The sequence below is a fragment of the Cobetia sp. 2AS genome (genome assembly GCF_029846355.1).
Classification (GTDB): Bacteria; Pseudomonadota; Gammaproteobacteria; order Pseudomonadales; family Halomonadaceae; genus Cobetia; species Cobetia amphilecti.
Map to the genome: position 1 here is coordinate 964,799 of NZ_JARWKQ010000002.1, position 16,998 is coordinate 981,796.

Sequence of the window (16,998 nt, forward strand, 5' to 3'; positions counted from 1 at the left end):
CACCCCAAGGGGTGACGGTCTCATTGGCAGGGAAAACTGCCCACGCCAGTTGCCTGGCTCAGTTGCGCTCGATCAGTTGCGCTCGATCTCGGCACGCTCGCGCAGAGATTCCTGCAGACCCGTGACAGCGGCCTGAGCACGCAGACGCGTCGCCAGACGCGAGAGGAACTGGTCCATCTCGCCCGGCTCGGCCTCGCCGATCTCGGTCAGGGCGATCAGCGCGATGCCACCACTGAGCGACGCCTTGCCGTAGACCGGCTGGCCATCCTGCGGGTGCGCCAACGTGAAGGCCTGCTTGACCAGACTCTGCGGCAGCTGGGTGCTGGCCTGACGGCTGACGTCGTCAGCCTGCTGCCAGTCGATCCCCTCGAGTGATCCGCCCTGGCGCAGCGTCTCCAGACGCTTCTCGGCAAGTGCTTCGAGTGCCTTGGCGGTCTTGTCGGCCTTGGCTTCGCGCTGAACCTGCTGCTTGACCTCATCCAGTGCCAGCGTGGTGGCCGGACGCTGCTCGAGGACGCGCAGCACCAGACGACGGCTGTCGTCCAGTTCGATGACGTCACTGTTGTAGCCATCTTCCAGCACTTCGTCACCGAAGGCTGCCGCCATCACACCCGGCTCGGACAGCAGTTCGTCATCATTTTCCTGCGCGACCCAGTCGGTCTTCTTCAGCGGCAGGTCCAGATCCTCGGCGACGCTGGCCAGATCATCCGCCGCGAAGCTCTCATCTTTCAGCTGCTGCGCCTTCTCGTTGAAGGTATCGCGGGAAGCGGCCTGACGGGCTTGCGTCAGCAGCTCGTCGCGCATGTCCTCGAAGGGCGCGATGTCCAGACCGGTCACCTTGATCAGGTGCAGGCTGTCGCCGGTATCGACGATATCCGAGACCTGACCTTCATCCAATGCGAAGGCCGCGTCATCGAAGTCTTCACCGAAGATACCGCGGGTGATCACGCCAAGCTCACCGCCGTCCTCGGCCGTGGAGCTGTCTTCGGAGACTTCAGCCGCCACCTTGGCGAAGTCTTCGCCGTTGGCGAGTGCGTCACGTGCGCCCTCGAGCTTGGCACGTGCCGCCGCATCATCGTCACCCTTCTCGACCATGATGTGCGCGATTTCCCGCGGCGCATCGGCACGCTTGGCCGCATATTCGGCCTTCAGGGTGTCTTCGCTGATATCGCCACCGCTGGCCAGCTCGTTCTGGTCCAGCAGCACGTAGGCCAGCTTGACCTGTGCCGGGCGACGGTAGTTGTCCTGGTGGCTGTCATACCAGGCCTTGAGCTCGTCTTCGCTGACCGTCACCGGCGCATCGAGGTCCGCACTGCTCAGCGTGGCATAGCGGAAGGTGCGCGTCTGACGCTGCAGCTGGCTGAGCTTCTCTTCTTCGCCCGGCAGCACGAAGGCACTGGCGGCAAAGCCGTCGGTCAACTGCTGGCGCAGGGTGTCGCTGCTCAGCTGCTGACGGAAGGAGGTGGGAGAATAGCCGGCGCTGGCCAGGCGATTGCGGAACAGGTCGGCATCGAAGCGTCCCTTGTCGTCCTGGAAGTCCGGAATGCTCACGATCAGTTGATCGAGCTGCGCATCGGACATGTGCAGGCCGCCTTCCTCGGCGTATTGATCCAGCAGGCGGGAATCGATCATCTGGTTGATGATCTGATTGCGTGCTTCGCGCTCCTGTTCCGGCGCTACCTGGCCAGAACGGATGGCACGCTGGACTTCGGTTTCCACCGCCTGACGGCTGATGGTATCGCCATTGACCGTGGCCACGTCGTCACTGCTGGCAGTGAAGGCGCCAATGATCGACTCAACACCAAAGAAGGCAAAAGTGACGACAATGAAACCAACGATCGTCTTGGCCACCCAGCCATGCGACCGGTCTCGAATTCGTTGCAGCATGCAGGCCTCGAACTACAGGGATTGGAATGGCCACAAGGGCCGCGACTCAGTGACTGATGATTATACGCATGCCGCAGACAGATGCAGGTGACTTTGCACGACTGACTGACTCGCCAGGGTCATCAAACGCTTGCGCCCTGCCGACATGGCCGGGGTCAGCCACAAAAAAAGCGCATCGCCAGGCGATGCGCTTCGATGTTCTGGTGCCGGTTCGGCAGTCATCAGACCACTACCGAACCGGTACCGCGCCACCGGGTGCCTGCGAAGCAGGCAGACCTCAGTTGACGGCGTCTTTCAGTGCCTTGCCAGCCTTGAAGCTCGGCACCTTGGCAGCACTGATCTCGATCGGAGCGCCAGTCTGCGGGTTACGGCCAGTACGTGCAGCACGTTCCTTGACAATAAAGGTGCCGAACCCGACCAGTGCCACGGTCTCACCCTTCTTCAGGCTATCAGTGACGGTGTCGACCATCGCATCGAGTGCACGGCTAGCTGCTGCTTTCGGAATATCGGCAGATGCAGCAATGGCTTCGATCAGCTCGGATTTATTCACTCTTCACCCCTTGAATTTGCAAAAATTACCAGAAATCAGCGCGAAAATTACGGGTGCTAAACGCGATCGCGACGAAGCGGAGTTTATAGCAACGCCCTCAAACGACTGTCAAGCAACCTCACGCGCAAAACCGCACCACGCCGCCGTTTCGACAGCGGCATGGCCAAAAAAATCCCGTCAATGTGTACTGATCATTGTCTGACGACCACTGGCATCGTCTGAACGAGAATCGTCCTTCTCAGCAGTAGACTTTTCTGCTAGAGCCACCTCAAGCACTTCGTCGATCCAGCGCACCGGCCGAATATCGAGTGCATCCTTGATGGTGTCCGGAACCTCCTTGAGGTCACGGCGATTTTCCTCGGGAATCAGCACAAGCTTTATACCACCGCGTCGCGCCGCCAGCAATTTCTCCTTGAGGCCACCGATCGGCATGACTTCGCCGCGCAGGTTGACCTCACCGGTCATTGCCACGTCACAGCGCACGGGGCGTCCACAGTAAGCGGATACCATCGCGGTGACCATGGCAGCGCCCGCACTGGGGCCGTCCTTGGGCGTGGCGCCTTCCGGCACGTGAATGTGCAGGTCTTCCTTCTCGAAGCGCTCAGCCTCGATACCGAAGGCCTCGGCACGCGCTCGCACCACGGTGTGGGCCGCACTCACCGACTCCTTCATGACGTCGCCCAGTGACCCGGTCTTGCTGACACGGCCCTTGCCCGGCGTGACGACAGATTCGATGGTCAGCAGCTCACCGCCGACGGAGGTCCAGGCCAGGCCAGTGACACGGCCGATCTGGTCCTCGGCATCGGCAAGGCCGAAGCTGTACTTGCGGACACCCGCGTAGCGCTCGACCTGCTCGGCCTCAAGGTGCATGGAAGACAGTGCACCCTCCTTTGCCTCGGCGACCACACGCTCACGCACGATCTTGCGGCAGACCTTGGCGAGCTGGCGCTCAAGTTCACGCACACCGGCTTCACGCGAGTAGTAACGGATCAGCTCGAGCACGGAGGCTTCGCTGAAGGTCAGCTCGCCCGGCTTCAGGCCATTGGCCTTGAGCTGCTTGGGCGCCAGGTAGCGCATCGCGATGGCCAGCTTCTCGTCTTCGGTGTAACCCGGCAGACGGATGATTTCCATGCGGTCGCGCAGCGGGCCCGGAATGTTCATCGAGTTGGACGTACAGATGAACAGGGTCTCGGACAGATCGTAATCAAGCTCGAGGTAGTGATCGGCGAACTTGTCGTTCTGCTCCGGGTCAAGCACCTCAAGCAACGCCGAGGCCGGATCACCGCGATGGTCCATGCCCAGCTTGTCGATCTCGTCTAGCAGCACCAGCGGATTCTTCACGCCTGTCTTGGCCATGCGCTGGATGATCTTGCCCGGCAGTGCCCCGATATAGGTGCGACGGTGACCGCGGATCTCGGATTCATCGCGCACGCCGCCCAGCGCCATACGGGTGTACTGACGGTTGGTGGCACGTGCGATGGACTTGCCCAGCGAGGTCTTGCCGACACCCGGCGGACCGACCAGACACAGCACCGGCCCCTTGAGCTTCTTGACGCGCTTCTGCACGGCGAGATACTCGAGGATACGTTCCTTGACCTCATCCAGACCGTAGTGGTCCTCGTCCAGCACCTTGGCGGCGTGGTCGATGTCATGACGCACACGCGTGCGCTTCTTCCACGGCACGTCGCACAGCCAGTCCAGGTAGGTGCGCACCACGGTCGCCTCGGCGGAAGTCGGCCCCATCATCTTGAGCTTGTTGAGCTCCTGAGTGGCCTTCTCCTCTGCCTCCTTCGGCATGCCGGCGTCCTTGATGCGACGCTCGTACTGCTCGACCTCGTTGGGCACGTCATCCAGCTCACCCATTTCCTTCTGGATGGCCTTCATCTGCTCATTCAGGTAGTACTCGCGCTGCGACTTCTCCATCTGCTCCTTGACGCGGGTACGAATGCGCTTCTCGACCTGCAACAGGTCGATCTCCGCTTCGATCAGCGTCATCAGGTGCTCGATGCGGTCACGCACCTTGTCCATCTCGAGCAGCGCCTGCTTGTCATTGATGCCCAGCGACAGATGCGCGCTGATGGTGTCCACCAGACGGCTCGGGTCTTCAATGCCCTGCAGGCTGCCCAGCACTTCGTTGGGCACCTTCTTGGAGAGCTTCACATACTGCTCGAACTGGTTGAGCAGCACGCGCACCAGGGTTTCCTGCTCCCGCTCGGACAGCGGCTGGCTGTCACGCAGGGCGACGTCGGCGATGCTGTGGCCGTCGTCGTGCAGGCGAATCGCCTGGATATCGGCGCGCGAACTGCCCTCGATCAGCACCTTGACGGTGCCATCAGGGAGTTTGAGCAGCTGCATGATGTCGGCAACGGTGCCGATGGCGAACAGGTCTTCCGCCGTCGGGTCGTCCTGGCTGGCTTCACGCTGCGCCGCAAGCAGGATCTTCTTGTCGCCTTCCATGGCCACTTCGAGGGCCTGGATCGACTTTTCCCGGCCGACGAACAGCGGAATCACCATCTGGGGATAGACCACCACATCCCGCAGCGGCAGCAGCGGAAGTGTCAGGGTCTGATCTTCGTTCTGCTCCATGGCAGACGTTCCTCGGTATTCTGTGGGTGGGCCGCCTCACACGGCACTTTGATACTGAGACCATGGGGGCAAGGTCATGATTTTGCAATGATCCCGACACGCCTGGCGGTAACTCAACGCTGAATGAAGCCGTGCGTGACCCGCGAATGCATCACAGTAAGGATGGCTTGCGAGCGCAAACGCAACGGGGGGCCTTGCGGCCCCCCGTTGGTGCGACTCAGGCCCAGACGTTTCAGCCGTCCTTGCCGGCCACCTTGCCCTGACTCTCTTCGTTCTTGGAGTAGATCAGCAGCGGCTTGCTGTCGCCGGCAATCACCGACTCATCCACCACCACCTTGCTGACACTCTCCTCGGACGGGATGTCATACATGGTGTCGAGCAGCACGGACTCGAGGATCGAGCGCAGACCACGTGCGCCGGTACGACGCTCGATGGCCTTGCGAGCCACGGCACGCAGCGCATCTTCGCGCAGGTCCAGCTCGACATCTTCCATCTCGAACAGGCGCGAGTACTGCTTGACCAGCGAGTTCTTCGGCTCGGTCAGAATCTGCACCAGGGCGTCTTCGTCCAGCTCGGTCAGTGTCGCGATGACCGGCAGGCGGCCAACGAACTCGGGAATGAGACCGAACTTGACCAGATCACCCGGCTCGACGTCTGCCAGCACGCGACCCACGGTCTTCTCGTCCTGCTTGCTCTTGACCTCGGCATTGAAGCCGATGCCACCCTTCTCGGCGCGTTCGCGGATCACCTTGTCCAGCCCGGCGAAAGCACCGCCGACGATGAACAGGATGTTGCCGGTATTCACCTGCAGGAATTCCTGCTGAGGGTGCTTGCGACCGCCCTGCGGCGGCACCGAGGCAGTGGTGCCCTCGATCAGCTTGAGCAGTGCCTGCTGCACGCCTTCACCCGAGACATCACGCGTGATGGAGGGGTTGTCGGACTTGCGCGAGATCTTGTCGATCTCATCGATGTAGACAATGCCACGCTCGGCCTTCTCGACATCGTAATCGCATTTCTGCAGCAGCTTCTGGATGATGTTCTCGACGTCCTCACCGACATAGCCCGCTTCGGTCAGGGTGGTCGCATCCGCGATGGTGAACGGGACGTTCAACAGGCGCGCCAGCGTCTCGGCCAGCAGCGTCTTGCCGCTACCGGTCGGGCCGATGAGCAGGATGTTGGACTTGCCCAGTTCCACTTCATCCGCGGCCTTCTGACCGGCACGCAGACGCTTGTAGTGGTTGTACACCGCCACGGACAGCACACGCTTGGCGCGGTCCTGGCCGATCACGTAATCGTCGAGAGTGGAACGAATCTCACGCGGCGCCGGCAGGCGATCATCATCACCTTCGGCGTCGGCTTCGAGGACCTCTTCGCGAATGATGTCATTGCACAGATCGACACATTCGTCGCAGATGTAGACGGAAGGTCCCGCGATCAGCTTGCGCACTTCATTCTGGTTCTTGCCACAGAAGGAGCAGTACAGCAGTTTGCCGTTCTCGTCCTTGCCTTTGCCGTCAGCCATTCGCGTACCTCTCAATGGCGGCGACTCCCCGGGGAGCCGCCGGAAATGCATGTTTGCCGACGTCAGGTCAGCCGTTTACGCGGATCACTCCACGTCGGGACGGCGTTCCAGCACGGCATCGATCAGGCCGTACTCCACTGCCTGATTGGCCGCCATGAAGTTGTCACGGTCAGTATCATTGGCAATGGTGTCGAAGTCCTGGCCAGTGTGGTGCGCGAGAATGCGATTGAGCTTCTCACGGATGGTCAGGATTTCCTTGGTGTGAATCTCGATATCCGTGGCCTGACCCTGATAGCCGCCCAGCGGCTGGTGGATCATGACGCGGGAATTCGGCAGCGCGTAGCGCTTGCCGGCGGCACCGCCTGCCAGCAGCAAGGCACCCATGCTGGCTGCCTGGCCGATGCACACGGTGGACACGTCGGGCTTGATGAACTGCATGGTGTCGTAGATCGCCATCCCTGCAGTCACGGAGCCGCCCGGCGAGTTGATGTACAGATGGATGTCCTTGTCCGGGTTTTCAGACTCGAGGAACAACAGCTGAGCCACGACCAGATTGGCCATGTAATCCTCAACCGGACCCACAAGGAAGATCACCCGCTCCTTCAGCAGGCGGGAATAGATGTCATAGGCCCGTTCGCCGCGAGCATTCTGCTCGACAACCATCGGAACCAGACCGCCAGCATTCTTGATGTCGAAGTCGTTCATGGGGGCTTCCTTCATCCGATGACATTGATATCCATTGAGCATGCCACTTTACCCCGCCCACTGACCAGAGACCCGGCCGTAGCCGGGTCCTGGTCTAGCAAGCACTAGGGGTCAACCAAGCTTCAGGCTTGCTCGCCTTCGGCTTCAGCAGCCTCTTCTTCTGCTTCTTCCTGCTGCTGTGCAGCCTGCAGGGCTTCCTGGTAGGACATGGCAACGTCCTTAACCTGAGCCTGTGCCAGCAGCTTGTCAACGGCCTTCTCTTCAAGCAGCACGGACTTGAGCTGGTTGCGAGCCTGTTCGTTGGAACCATAGTACTCGGTGACCTGAGCCGGGTCCTGGTACTGCTGAGCCATTTCTTCAACGCGAGCATTCAGCTCTTCGTCGCTGACGTCCATCTCGTTGCTGCTGACGACTTCGCTGAGCAGCAGGCCAGTCTTGACGCGCTGGACCGCCTGGTCCTGGAACAGCTCGCCCGGCAGCTGGGAGACGTCGAAGTCTTCGCCCAGACCGAACTGCTGTGCAGCCTGACGCTTCAGACCGTCGATTTCCTGGTCGGCCAGAGCCTGCGGCACGAGGATGTCGTTGGCCTTGGTCAGTTCGGCCAGCACCTGCTGCTTGACGCGATTCTCGATCGCGTTCTTCAGCTCACGCTGCATGTTCTTCTTAACTTCCACCTTGAAGCTTTCGACATCGGCAGCTTCCAGGCCGAACTGGGCGATGAACTCTTCGTTCACTTCCGGCAGTTCCTGAGCCTTGACGGCGTGGACCTTGACCTTGAAGGTCGCTTCCTGACCGGCGAGGTGCTCGGCCTGGTAGTCAGCCGGGAAGGAAACCTTGATTTCCTTGTCGTCGCCGGCAGCAGCGCCGACCAGCTGCTCTTCGAAGCCCGGGATGAAGCTGTTGGAGCCCAGCACCAGCTCGTGGCCTTCTGCCTTGCCGCCTTCGAAGGCCTCTTCACCGAGGAAGCCTTCAAAGTCGATCTTGACCTGGTCGCCGTCGGCGGCAGCGCGCTCGACGTCAGTCCAGGAGGCGTTCTGCTTGCGCAGGGTCTCGATCATCTCTTCGACGTCGGCGTCGGTCACTTCAGCCTGCGGACGCTCGATTTCAGCGCCTTCGATCGGCTTCAGTTCGATTTCCGGGTAGATTTCCAGAGTCGCGACGAACTCCAGATCCTTGCCGGCTTCATCGACGGTCGCGTCGATCTTCGGCCAGCCAGCCGGGTTCAGTTCGTTTTCGGTGACGGCGGTCACGTAATGCTGGCGCATGATCTCGCCAACGATTTCGTTGCGCACGTCCTTGCCGTAACGCTGTTGCACCACTGCCATCGGCACGTGGCCCTTGCGGAAGCCGTTCAGACGAACGGTCTTGGCGGTTTCCAGAAGACGGGCGTTGACGGCCTGGTCGACTTCAGAAGCCGGCACCGTGATGGTGACCGTGCGCTCGATCGGAGAAGTCGTTGCGACAGAAGCTTGCATGAAAGTTCCTCTACCCACTGGTGGCGTTCGAATCATAAAGGCGAAGATTGTAGAAACCCCGCCACGCGCTGGCAAGCGCGGATATGACCCTTTCATATGGTGCCTTGGTCCAAGTTATTCAAGGACCCCGGCCATTTTCTGCTCCACCTACCCGCCAGACAGGCACTTGGAGCGCCCGGCAACCCGGAATCGTCATGCATGGAGCAGTGCGAAAAAACCAAAAAAAAGGAGGAGAAAGCCATTGGCCTTCTCCCCCTTTTGCGGCATGCCGCCCGCCCAAGTGGGCCAGGCAGCATCCTGATATTCATCGAGACGTGGGGTGGATGATGGGGTTCGAACCCACGACCACCGGAGTCACAATCCGGGGCTCTACCACTGAGCTACACCCACCACTTCTGGAGGTTGGACAGAAAGCCTGCCGTCTCCATCTCGTTGATACTGCTCAAGCTGACATGCAATGGGGTGGATGATGGGGTTCGAACCCACGACCACCGGAGTCACAATCCGGGGCTCTACCACTGAGCTACACCCACCACTGCATGAACATCTTCACATCGTCTGGTCGCAGTCATCAGGCTCAATGAAGAGCATTCCGACATCCACTTCGATGACAAACGTCATCTCGATGGCACGCCCAGCAGGACTCGAACCTGCAACCTACGGCTTAGAAGGCCGTTGCTCTATCCGGTTGAGCTATAGGCGCAGAAACTAATGCTGCGAGTCAACCTCCGGACAAAGCCCTGAATACTGTTTCAGAAGACCGAAGCCTTGCGATACGTTGTATTCAAGTGGTCGGGATAGAGGGATTCGAACCCCCGACATCCTGCTCCCAAAGCAGGCGCGCTACCAGACTGCGCTATATCCCGAAACCGTCTTCAACCGACCGTCGAACCCCGTCGATGCGAGGCGTATTCTACCGAACTTTCGTCTGCGGTCAAGCCCTTACGTGAATTCTTTCCAAAAGAATCGTTTGCCCCTCGCGCTGTCATGCCAATGTCATGTCGCGGGCTTTCATCCCTGCAGCCCCCCGACATCTCTCCTTGCTGATACAAGACACCATGCCTCTCATCGCTTCTGCCACTGACGCAGTGATGACTTGCGACGGCTGAGCGCCGCCGGTGGACTGGCTCTCGTCTTCACGCCTTCTGCCTCTCTGCCATCCGCCCTCTCCCATCTACCCCACCCTTCTCCTTACTCCGCCCTCTGCTTCACCCTTTGTCTCCCCCTTTGCTTCTACCTCTGCTTGCGCCTCTACAGAGGGAGCGTCAAGGCGACAACCGCATGGCATGACCCCACTCTCGCCTGCCTCCTGGCGCCGTCTTCTGCATTGTCGGGCGCCTGCGAAAGACCTGACAGCCATGACAGCTTTCGACCAAGGTCGTCATTCGGCGTTGACTGGAGGGCAAGGCATGCGAAAATTGGCCATCGTTGTCCCTCCTGCATTTATCGCCCACGAGAAGGAATGATCGCTGATGTCAGCACAACTGATAGATGGCAAGGCCATTGCCGAACGCGTACGCCAACAGGTAGGTCGTCAGGTCGATGCGCGTCGTGATGCCGGTGAACGTATTCCGGGGCTTGCCGTCGTGCTGGTCGGTGAAGACGCGGCGTCCGAGGTCTATGTCCGCAACAAGCACCTCGCCTGCGAGAAGGCTGGCATCCTCTCCACCCAGCACCGCCTGTCCGCTGACACCACTCAGCAGGAACTGGAAGCCCTGGTCGACCAGCTGAATGACGACACCAGCATCGACGGCATCCTGGTGCAGCTGCCGCTGCCGGCGCATCTCGACTCACGCCCGATTCTCGAGCGCATCCGAACCGACAAGGACGTGGACGGCTTCCACCCCTACAACCTCGGTCGTCTGGCGCAGCGCCTGCCGGTAATGCGCCCCTGTACCCCCAAGGGCATCATGACGCTGCTGTCCGAGAGCGGCCTGCAGGTGCGCGGCATGGACGCCACCATCGTGGGCGCCTCCAACATCGTCGGTCGCCCAATGTCACTGGAGCTGATGCTGGCCGGCTGCACCACCACCGTCTGCCACCGCTTCACCAAGGACCTGGAGAGCAAGGTCCGCCAGGCAGACCTCGTCGTGGTCGGCGTCGGCAAGCCGGGCCTGGTCAAGGGTGAGTGGATCAAGGAAGGCGCCATCGTCATCGATGTGGGCATCAACCGCCTCGACAACGGCTCGCTGGTCGGTGACGTGGAGTTCGCCCCGGCAGCGGAGCGCGCAGGCTGGATCACGCCGGTACCGGGCGGCGTCGGCCCGATGACCGTTGCCTCGCTGCTGGAGAACACCCTGTTCGCCGCCGAGCTGCACGATGCCCAGCTGGCCGGCAAGTAAGCACGCACCCTCTCGCTGACACCTCCCCCGGCCGCGGGGCATCGCATGACAGGATGCCCCGCAGGCCCTGCTTCAGGATTTCACCATGCCCCTCAAGACACTTGGCATCATCGGCGCCATGGCCGAGGAAGTCGCCATCCTCGCCGAGCTGCTGGAAGACAGCACCACGACTCAACATGCCGGCTCCACCTTCCACGTCGGCCAGCTGCACGGCCTCAAGATCGTGCTGCTGCAGTCCGGCATCGGCAAGGTCAACGCCGCCGTTGGCGCCTGCCAGCTGATCGAGCACTACCAGCCGGACGCCATCATCAATACCGGCTCCGCCGGGGGCTTCGCCTCTGATCTGGAGATCGGCGATGTGGTCATCTCCAGCGAAGTGCGTCACCACGACGTCGATGCCGTGGTGTTCGGCTACGAATACGGTCAGGTACCGCAGATGCCGGCCGCCTACCCGTCAGACCCGGCACTGGTGAAGGTCGCGCGTGAGTGCGTCGAAGCCCAGGGCGAGATCAAGGCACGTGAAGGCCTGATCTGCACCGGCGACATCTTCATGGCAGACCCGGAGCTGGTCGCGCTGACTCGCTCGCGCTTCCCGGACATGCTGGCCGCCGAGATGGAAGCCGCCGCCATCGCCCAGACCTGCTTCGTCTATGAGATGCCGTTCGTGGTCATCCGCGCGCTGTCTGACATCGCCGGCAAGGACAACAACAGCCAATCCTTCGAGGAATTCCTGCACGTCGCCGCACGTCAGTCCTCGCGCATGGTCGAGGCCATGGTCAAGCGCCTCGCCAGCTGATCAGCCGCTGCCTGAGAGCGATCCCCGCCCGACTGGCCAAAAAAAACCGCCGCCCCTCTCGGGACGGCGGTTTTTTTTTCGCGGTGACATTTTCGCGGCGACAATGCGTCATGCCAACCGCATCAGCCTTCCAGCACCCAGGTCGTCCCCTCGCGGGAATCCTTGAGGATGATGCCCTGAGCGGCCAGCTCGTCACGAATACGGTCAGCACCCGCGAAATCCTTGGCCTTCTTGGCGGCAGCACGCGCCTCGATCTGCGCCTGGATCTCGTCTTCCGACAACGCCAATGTGGCAGTATCGCCCTTGAGGAAGACCGCCGGGTCCTGGCCAAACAGCCCCAGCAGGCCGCCCAGCGCGGTCAGCTCGAAGGCCAGCGCCGGCGCCTGCTGCGGTGCCTCCTTCTTGGCACGGTTCAGCTCGCGAGCCAACTCGAACAGCACCGACAGCGCACCGGCCGTATTGAAGTCGTCATCCATGGCAGCCACGAAGCGTGCCCGCCAGTCGCCTGACGCCTCGCCCTGTTCGGGCGTAACGTTCTCCAGCGCATTGTAGAAGCGCTCCAGCGAGCGACGCGCCTCATCCAGCGAGTTGGCCTCGTAACTGATCGCACTACGGTAGTGGCTGGCTACCAGCAGATAACGCACCACCTCCGGGTTGTGCTGCTCCAGCACATCACGAATCGTGAAGAAGTTGCCCAGCGACTTGGACATCTTGTCCTGCCCGACACGCACCGCGCCGGCGTGCATCCACACATTGGCATACTGCTGGCCAGTGGCGGCTTCGGACTGGGCGATCTCGTTCTCGTGATGCGGGAAGGTCAGGTCCGGCCCGCCGCCGTGGATATCGAAGGTGTTGCCCAGGCAGCAGGTCGACATCGCGGAGCACTCGATATGCCAGCCCGGACGGCCCGCGCCCCAGGGAGACGGCCAGCTGGCCTCGCCCGGCTTGGCGGCCTTCCACAGCACGAAGTCGAGCGGGTCTTCCTTGGCCTCTTCCACTTCCACGCGCGCGCCGGACTGCATGTCATCGAGCTGACGGTTGTTGAGCTTGCCGTAGCCCTCGAAACGACGCACACGGTAGTAGACATCACCGTTGCTGGCCGCGTAGGCAAAGCCCTTGTCGATCAGCGTCTCGGTCATCGCGATGATATCGCCGATGTGCGCGGTCGCCCGTGGCTCGCGATCAGGACGCAGGATCCCCAGACGCCCCTCGTCTTCGTGCATCGCCTGGATCATGCGCTCGGTCAGCGCCTCGAAGGCTTCGCCATTCTCGTCGGCACGCTTGAGGATCTTGTCGTCGATATCGGTGATGTTGCGCACATAGGTGACGTCATAGCCACGCGCACGCAGGTAACGCGTGATGATGTCGAAGGCCACCATCACACGCGCATGGCCGATGTGACAGAGGTCATAGACCGTCACGCCACAGACGTACATGCGCACCTTGTTGCCTTCCAATGGCACGAAGGGTGCCTTGGTCCGGCTCAGGGTACTGTAGATGGACAGTGTGCTCGCGGCATCTTCGAGTGAAATCATTCAGTCATCGCCCTTGGCTACTTTGCTGACAGTGCGCTGTCAGCCTTGCGAAATGGAGCGGCCCGCAGGCCGGTCATGCAGCTTCGTCATCGAAGGTACAGGATCAGCCTACGGGCCGTGAAGCGGGTCAAAAGTCGTGCCAGCAGGCCTCCCGCAGGAGGCCTGGCTGCCATCAACCCTTCTTCTGGGCCTTGGCCCAACCGTCCTTCAGGCTGACGGTACGGTTGAAGACCAGCGCGCCATCGACGCAGTCATGGCGGTCGGCGACGAAGTAGCCGATACGCTCGAACTGGTAACGCGTTTCCGGCGCGGCATTGCGCAGGCTCGGCTCACCGAAGCCCTTGACGATGCTCAGCGAGTTCGGATTGAGGTGCTCAAGGAAGTCGACATCCTTGTCACGGTCCGGCTCGGCTTCCAGGAACAGGTTCTCGTACTGACGCACCTCGACCGGCACCGCGTGCTCGGCGCTGACCCAGTGGATGACACCCTTGACCTTGCGGCCTTCCGGGTTCTTGCCGAGGGTATCGAGGTCGACACTGCAACGCAGCTCGACGATCTCGCCGGCCTCATCCTTGATCACTTCATCACAGCGGATGACGTAACCGTTGCGCAGACGCACTTCCTTCTCGGGCGCGAGACGGAAGAACTTCTTCGGCGCATCTTCCATGAAGTCATCGGCGTCGATCCACAGCTCACGGGTCAGCGGAATCTGGCGCGTGCCCATGTCGTCACGTGCCGGATGGCCGGGCACCTCGAAGACTTCCTCATGACCTTCCGGCAGGTTGGTCAACACCACCTTGAGCGGATTGAGCACGCACATGGCCCGCAGCGCGTTGTCTTCCAGGTCGGAACGGATGGCGTGGTGCAGCATGCCAATCTCGACCATGCCGCCATCCGCGCGGCTCACGCCGATCATGTCGCAGAACTTGCGAATGGAAGCGGCCGTGTAGCCACGACGACGCATGCCCGAGATGGTCGGCATGCGCGGGTCATCCCAGCCATCGACGACGCCTTCGTCCACCAGCAGCTTCAGCTTGCGCTTGGAAGTGACGGTGTAATCCAGATTCAGGCGCGCGAACTCGATCTGACGCGGCGTGACCGGTACCGGCAGGTTGGCCAGGAACCACTCATACAGCGGGCGATGGTCCTCGAATTCCAGCGTGCAGATGGAATGCGTCACGCCTTCCAGCGCATCAGACTGACCATGCGTGAAATCGTAGGACGGGTAGATCTTCCACTTGTCGCCGGTCTGGTGATGGCTGGCATGGCGGATACGATAGAGGATCGGATCACGCAGATTGATGTTGGGCGCCGCCATGTCGATGCGGGCACGCAGCACCTTCTCGCTCTCGCCGAATTCGCCCTTCTTCATGCGCTCGAGCAGGTCGAGGTTTTCCTCGGGGCTACGCTCACGGTATGGGCTCGGGCGACCCGGCTCCTTAAGCGTGCCACGATATTCACGAATCTCGTCCGGCGACAGGTCATCGACATAGGCCTTGCCTTCGCGCACCAGGTGCTGGGCCCAGGCATAGAGTTGGTCGAAATAATCGGAAGCGAAGCGCACCTTGCCGGCCCACTCGAAGCCCAACCATTCGACGTCTTCCTTGATGGCGTCGATATAGGCCTGCTCTTCCTTGGCCGGGTTGGTGTCATCGAAGCGCAGGTGACAATCGCCACCGAGCTGCTGCGCCAGACCGAAGTTCAGACAGATCGACTTGGCGTGCCCGATATGCAGGAAGCCATTGGGCTCCGGCGGGAAACGCGTGACAACCTTATCGGCACGGCCGGCCTCGAGTTCTTCGCGGATCTGGTTAAGCACGAAGTTCGGGGCGCTCTGGGTCTCGGTACTCATGAAGTTTCGCTGCACCTCTGTGTGGTTCCTGGGCGTCGTATTGCGGGTCGTCATGTGGTTGAACGAACGTGCGCAAGGACAACAAGACGGATGATCGGGGCTGCATCCACGCGCCTGCCGCCCGCTCAGGCTTTCGTGTCTGGATGCAAAGCCGCTATTATAGCGCGACGCCCGCAGGCGATGCCATGAAGCCGCGCCTGCCTGACACTTGAGCAAGACAGATGACCGGGAAGCCCGAATGATCGTTCTTCACACCAACTACGGCGATATCACCCTCGAACTCAACCACGAGAAGGCCCCGAAGACCGCGGCCAACTTCGAGCAGTACGTGCGTGAAGGCCACTACAGCAATGTCCTTTTCCACCGCGTCATTCCGGGTTTCATGGTTCAGGGCGGTGGCTTTGACACCGACTTCAACCAGAAGCCGACCAATGGCGTGATCGAGAACGAAGCCGACAACGGCCTCAAGAACGACCGCGGCACCGTGGCCATGGCTCGCACCATGGACCCGCACTCCGCCAGCGCCCAGTTCTTCATCAACGTCAATGACAACGACTTCCTGAACTTCACCAGCAAGACCAGCCAGGGCTGGGGTTACTGCGTGTTCGGCAAGGTCGTCGAAGGCATGGACGTGGTCGAGAAGATCGAAGCGGTCAAGACCACCCGTCGCGACGGCCACGCCGACGTGCCGGCAGAAGACGTGATCATCACCAGCGCTGAAATCACCGAATAAGCGATTTCGCCTGATCACGCCGCAAGGCGTGCCTGCCGCCCGGCCTTGCCTCGTGATCGCGAGTGCCAGGCTGGGCGGTTTGCGTTATGAACTCCCACGGCAGTGCGCCCTTGCGATGCCCTGCTGACCGCCCACCTTCGCGGACCCCGACCATGAACACGACTGCCACCACCCTCTTCATCTCCGACCTGCACCTGCAACCCGACACGCCCGAGATCGCCCAGGGCTTCCTCGACTATCTGGCACGTCTGGCTACCTGCCAGCCTGCCGTCGAGCGTCTGTTCCTGCTGGGTGACATCTTCGAGGTCTGGGTCGGCGATGACTATCGCAACGACTTCACCGACAGCATGAGCGCTGCGCTCAAGCGCATCGCCGAGCGCGGCACCGCGATCTTCTTCATGCACGGCAATCGCGACTTCCTGGTCGGCGAGACCTTCGCGGCCGAGGCCGGCGTGACGCTGCTGCCCGACCCGAGCGTGATCGAGCTGGACGGCGAGCGCGTGCTGCTGATGCACGGCGACAGCATGTGCACCCGCGACGAGGCCTACATGAAGTTCCGCGCCATGACCCGCGACCCTCAGTGGCAGGCGCAGATTCTGGCCATGCCGCTGGAGCAGCGTCTGGCGCTGGCCCAGTCACTGCGCATGCAGTCCGGCGAGACCAACAGCGAGAAGGACGAGGCGATCATGGACGTCACGCCCGAGGAAGTGGTGCGCGAGATGCGTGAGCACGACGTGCGCACGCTGATCCATGGCCATACGCATCGCCCGGCGGTGCATGAACTCGAGATCGATGGCGAGCCGGCACGCCGCATCGTGCTCGGCGACTGGCGCCCGACTCAGGCCTTCGACATCATCGCCCGTGGCCAGGGGCCGGAGCTGCGTGAATTTGCGCTGCCGCTGGTCGATGCGATCACCCACGGCTGATCGCTTGCACACACCAAAAAGCCCCGCTGCCGATCACGGCAGCGGGGCTTTTTTCTTACGCTCTCACAGTATCAGGCGCTTCGCTGCGC

12 protein-coding genes and 4 tRNA genes are annotated in these 16,998 nt (G+C 61.5%); 4 read left to right on the forward strand and 12 right to left on the reverse strand.

The window, feature by feature from the left end:
* Window positions 1-72 precede the first annotated feature (72 nt).
* From QD356_RS09250 to QD356_RS09295, 10 genes are all read right to left on the reverse strand, one after another.
* Window positions 73-1,887 carry a SurA N-terminal domain-containing protein gene (locus tag QD356_RS09250; protein ID WP_192837579.1) on the reverse strand — a complete coding sequence of 605 codons (1,815 nt, stop codon included), beginning with the start codon at window positions 1,885-1,887 and terminating at the stop codon, window positions 73-75.
* Window positions 1,888-2,164: 277 nt separating this feature from the next.
* The gene (locus tag QD356_RS09255) at window positions 2,165-2,437 is read right to left on the reverse strand and encodes an HU family DNA-binding protein (protein ID WP_043331296.1); all 273 of its coding nucleotides are present in this window, start codon (window positions 2,435-2,437) and stop codon (window positions 2,165-2,167) included.
* A 177-nt stretch (window positions 2,438-2,614) separates the two neighbouring features.
* A complete protein-coding gene (gene lon, locus QD356_RS09260) occupies window positions 2,615-5,023 on the reverse strand; it encodes an endopeptidase La (protein WP_043331298.1) in 2,409 nt (802 codons plus the stop codon).
* Between the two features lie 232 nt (window positions 5,024-5,255).
* Window positions 5,256-6,545, reverse strand: a complete 1,290-nt coding sequence (clpX, locus tag QD356_RS09265; RefSeq protein ID WP_043331299.1) for an ATP-dependent Clp protease ATP-binding subunit ClpX — start codon at window positions 6,543-6,545, stop codon at window positions 5,256-5,258.
* A gap of 84 nt (window positions 6,546-6,629) precedes the next feature.
* Window positions 6,630-7,250 carry an ATP-dependent Clp endopeptidase proteolytic subunit ClpP gene (clpP, locus tag QD356_RS09270; protein ID WP_043331300.1) on the reverse strand — a complete coding sequence of 207 codons (621 nt, stop codon included), beginning with the start codon at window positions 7,248-7,250 and terminating at the stop codon, window positions 6,630-6,632.
* A 122-nt stretch (window positions 7,251-7,372) separates the two neighbouring features.
* On the reverse strand, window positions 7,373-8,725 hold the full coding sequence (gene tig, locus QD356_RS09275) for a trigger factor (RefSeq protein WP_043331301.1): 1,353 nt from the start codon (window positions 8,723-8,725) through the stop codon (window positions 7,373-7,375).
* A 315-nt stretch (window positions 8,726-9,040) separates the two neighbouring features.
* A tRNA-His gene (locus QD356_RS09280) sits at window positions 9,041-9,115 on the reverse strand.
* Window positions 9,116-9,183: 68 nt separating this feature from the next.
* A tRNA-His gene (locus tag QD356_RS09285) sits at window positions 9,184-9,258 on the reverse strand.
* A gap of 93 nt (window positions 9,259-9,351) precedes the next feature.
* Window positions 9,352-9,428, reverse strand: a tRNA-Arg gene (locus QD356_RS09290).
* An 86-nt stretch (window positions 9,429-9,514) separates the two neighbouring features.
* A tRNA-Pro gene (locus QD356_RS09295) sits at window positions 9,515-9,591 on the reverse strand.
* Between the two features lie 606 nt (window positions 9,592-10,197).
* On the opposite strand from QD356_RS09295, the gene folD reads away from it, so the two are divergent.
* A complete protein-coding gene (gene folD, locus QD356_RS09300) occupies window positions 10,198-11,067 on the forward strand; it encodes a bifunctional methylenetetrahydrofolate dehydrogenase/methenyltetrahydrofolate cyclohydrolase FolD (protein WP_054555494.1) in 870 nt (289 codons plus the stop codon).
* An 85-nt stretch (window positions 11,068-11,152) separates the two neighbouring features.
* Window positions 11,153-11,863 carry a 5'-methylthioadenosine/S-adenosylhomocysteine nucleosidase gene (gene mtnN, locus QD356_RS09305; protein WP_192837578.1) on the forward strand — a complete coding sequence of 237 codons (711 nt, stop codon included), beginning with the start codon at window positions 11,153-11,155 and terminating at the stop codon, window positions 11,861-11,863.
* 122 nt (window positions 11,864-11,985) lie between these two features.
* Here the strand turns inward: mtnN and cysS are convergent, their stop codons facing one another.
* Window positions 11,986-13,368 carry a cysteine--tRNA ligase gene (gene cysS / locus QD356_RS09310; RefSeq protein WP_192837838.1) on the reverse strand — a complete coding sequence of 461 codons (1,383 nt, stop codon included), beginning with the start codon at window positions 13,366-13,368 and terminating at the stop codon, window positions 11,986-11,988.
* A gap of 202 nt (window positions 13,369-13,570) precedes the next feature.
* Entirely contained in the window at window positions 13,571-15,250 is a 1,680-nt protein-coding gene (locus QD356_RS09315) for a glutamine--tRNA ligase/YqeY domain fusion protein (RefSeq protein ID WP_043331306.1), read from the reverse strand.
* A 238-nt stretch (window positions 15,251-15,488) separates the two neighbouring features.
* Between QD356_RS09315 and QD356_RS09320 the strand changes: the two genes are divergently transcribed.
* Entirely contained in the window at window positions 15,489-15,983 is a 495-nt protein-coding gene (locus QD356_RS09320) for a peptidylprolyl isomerase (protein ID WP_043331309.1), read from the forward strand.
* 152 nt (window positions 15,984-16,135) lie between these two features.
* A complete protein-coding gene (locus tag QD356_RS09325) occupies window positions 16,136-16,909 on the forward strand; it encodes a UDP-2,3-diacylglucosamine diphosphatase (protein WP_054555497.1) in 774 nt (257 codons plus the stop codon).
* Window positions 16,910-16,998: the final 89 nt, after the last annotated feature.

What these genes read in the sequence shown, in the direction of transcription:
- QD356_RS09250 (WP_192837579.1), bottom strand. Translation starts at nt 1,887, where the DNA reads ATGCTGCAACGAATTCGAGACCGGTCGCATGGCTGGGTGGCCAAGACG.
- lon (WP_043331298.1), bottom strand. Translation starts at nt 5,023, where the DNA reads ATGGAGCAGAACGAAGATCAGACCCTGACACTTCCGCTGCTGCCGCTG.
- clpX (WP_043331299.1), bottom strand. Translation starts at nt 6,545, where the DNA reads ATGGCTGACGGCAAAGGCAAGGACGAGAACGGCAAACTGCTGTACTGC.
- clpP (WP_043331300.1), bottom strand. Translation starts at nt 7,250, where the DNA reads ATGAACGACTTCGACATCAAGAATGCTGGCGGTCTGGTTCCGATGGTT.
- tig (WP_043331301.1), bottom strand. Translation starts at nt 8,725, where the DNA reads ATGCAAGCTTCTGTCGCAACGACTTCTCCGATCGAGCGCACGGTCACC.
- folD (WP_054555494.1), top strand. Translation starts at nt 10,198, where the DNA reads ATGTCAGCACAACTGATAGATGGCAAGGCCATTGCCGAACGCGTACGC.
- mtnN (WP_192837578.1), top strand. Translation starts at nt 11,153, where the DNA reads ATGCCCCTCAAGACACTTGGCATCATCGGCGCCATGGCCGAGGAAGTC.
- QD356_RS09315 (WP_043331306.1), bottom strand. Translation starts at nt 15,250, where the DNA reads ATGAGTACCGAGACCCAGAGCGCCCCGAACTTCGTGCTTAACCAGATC.
- QD356_RS09320 (WP_043331309.1), top strand. Translation starts at nt 15,489, where the DNA reads ATGATCGTTCTTCACACCAACTACGGCGATATCACCCTCGAACTCAAC.
- QD356_RS09325 (WP_054555497.1), top strand. Translation starts at nt 16,136, where the DNA reads ATGAACACGACTGCCACCACCCTCTTCATCTCCGACCTGCACCTGCAA.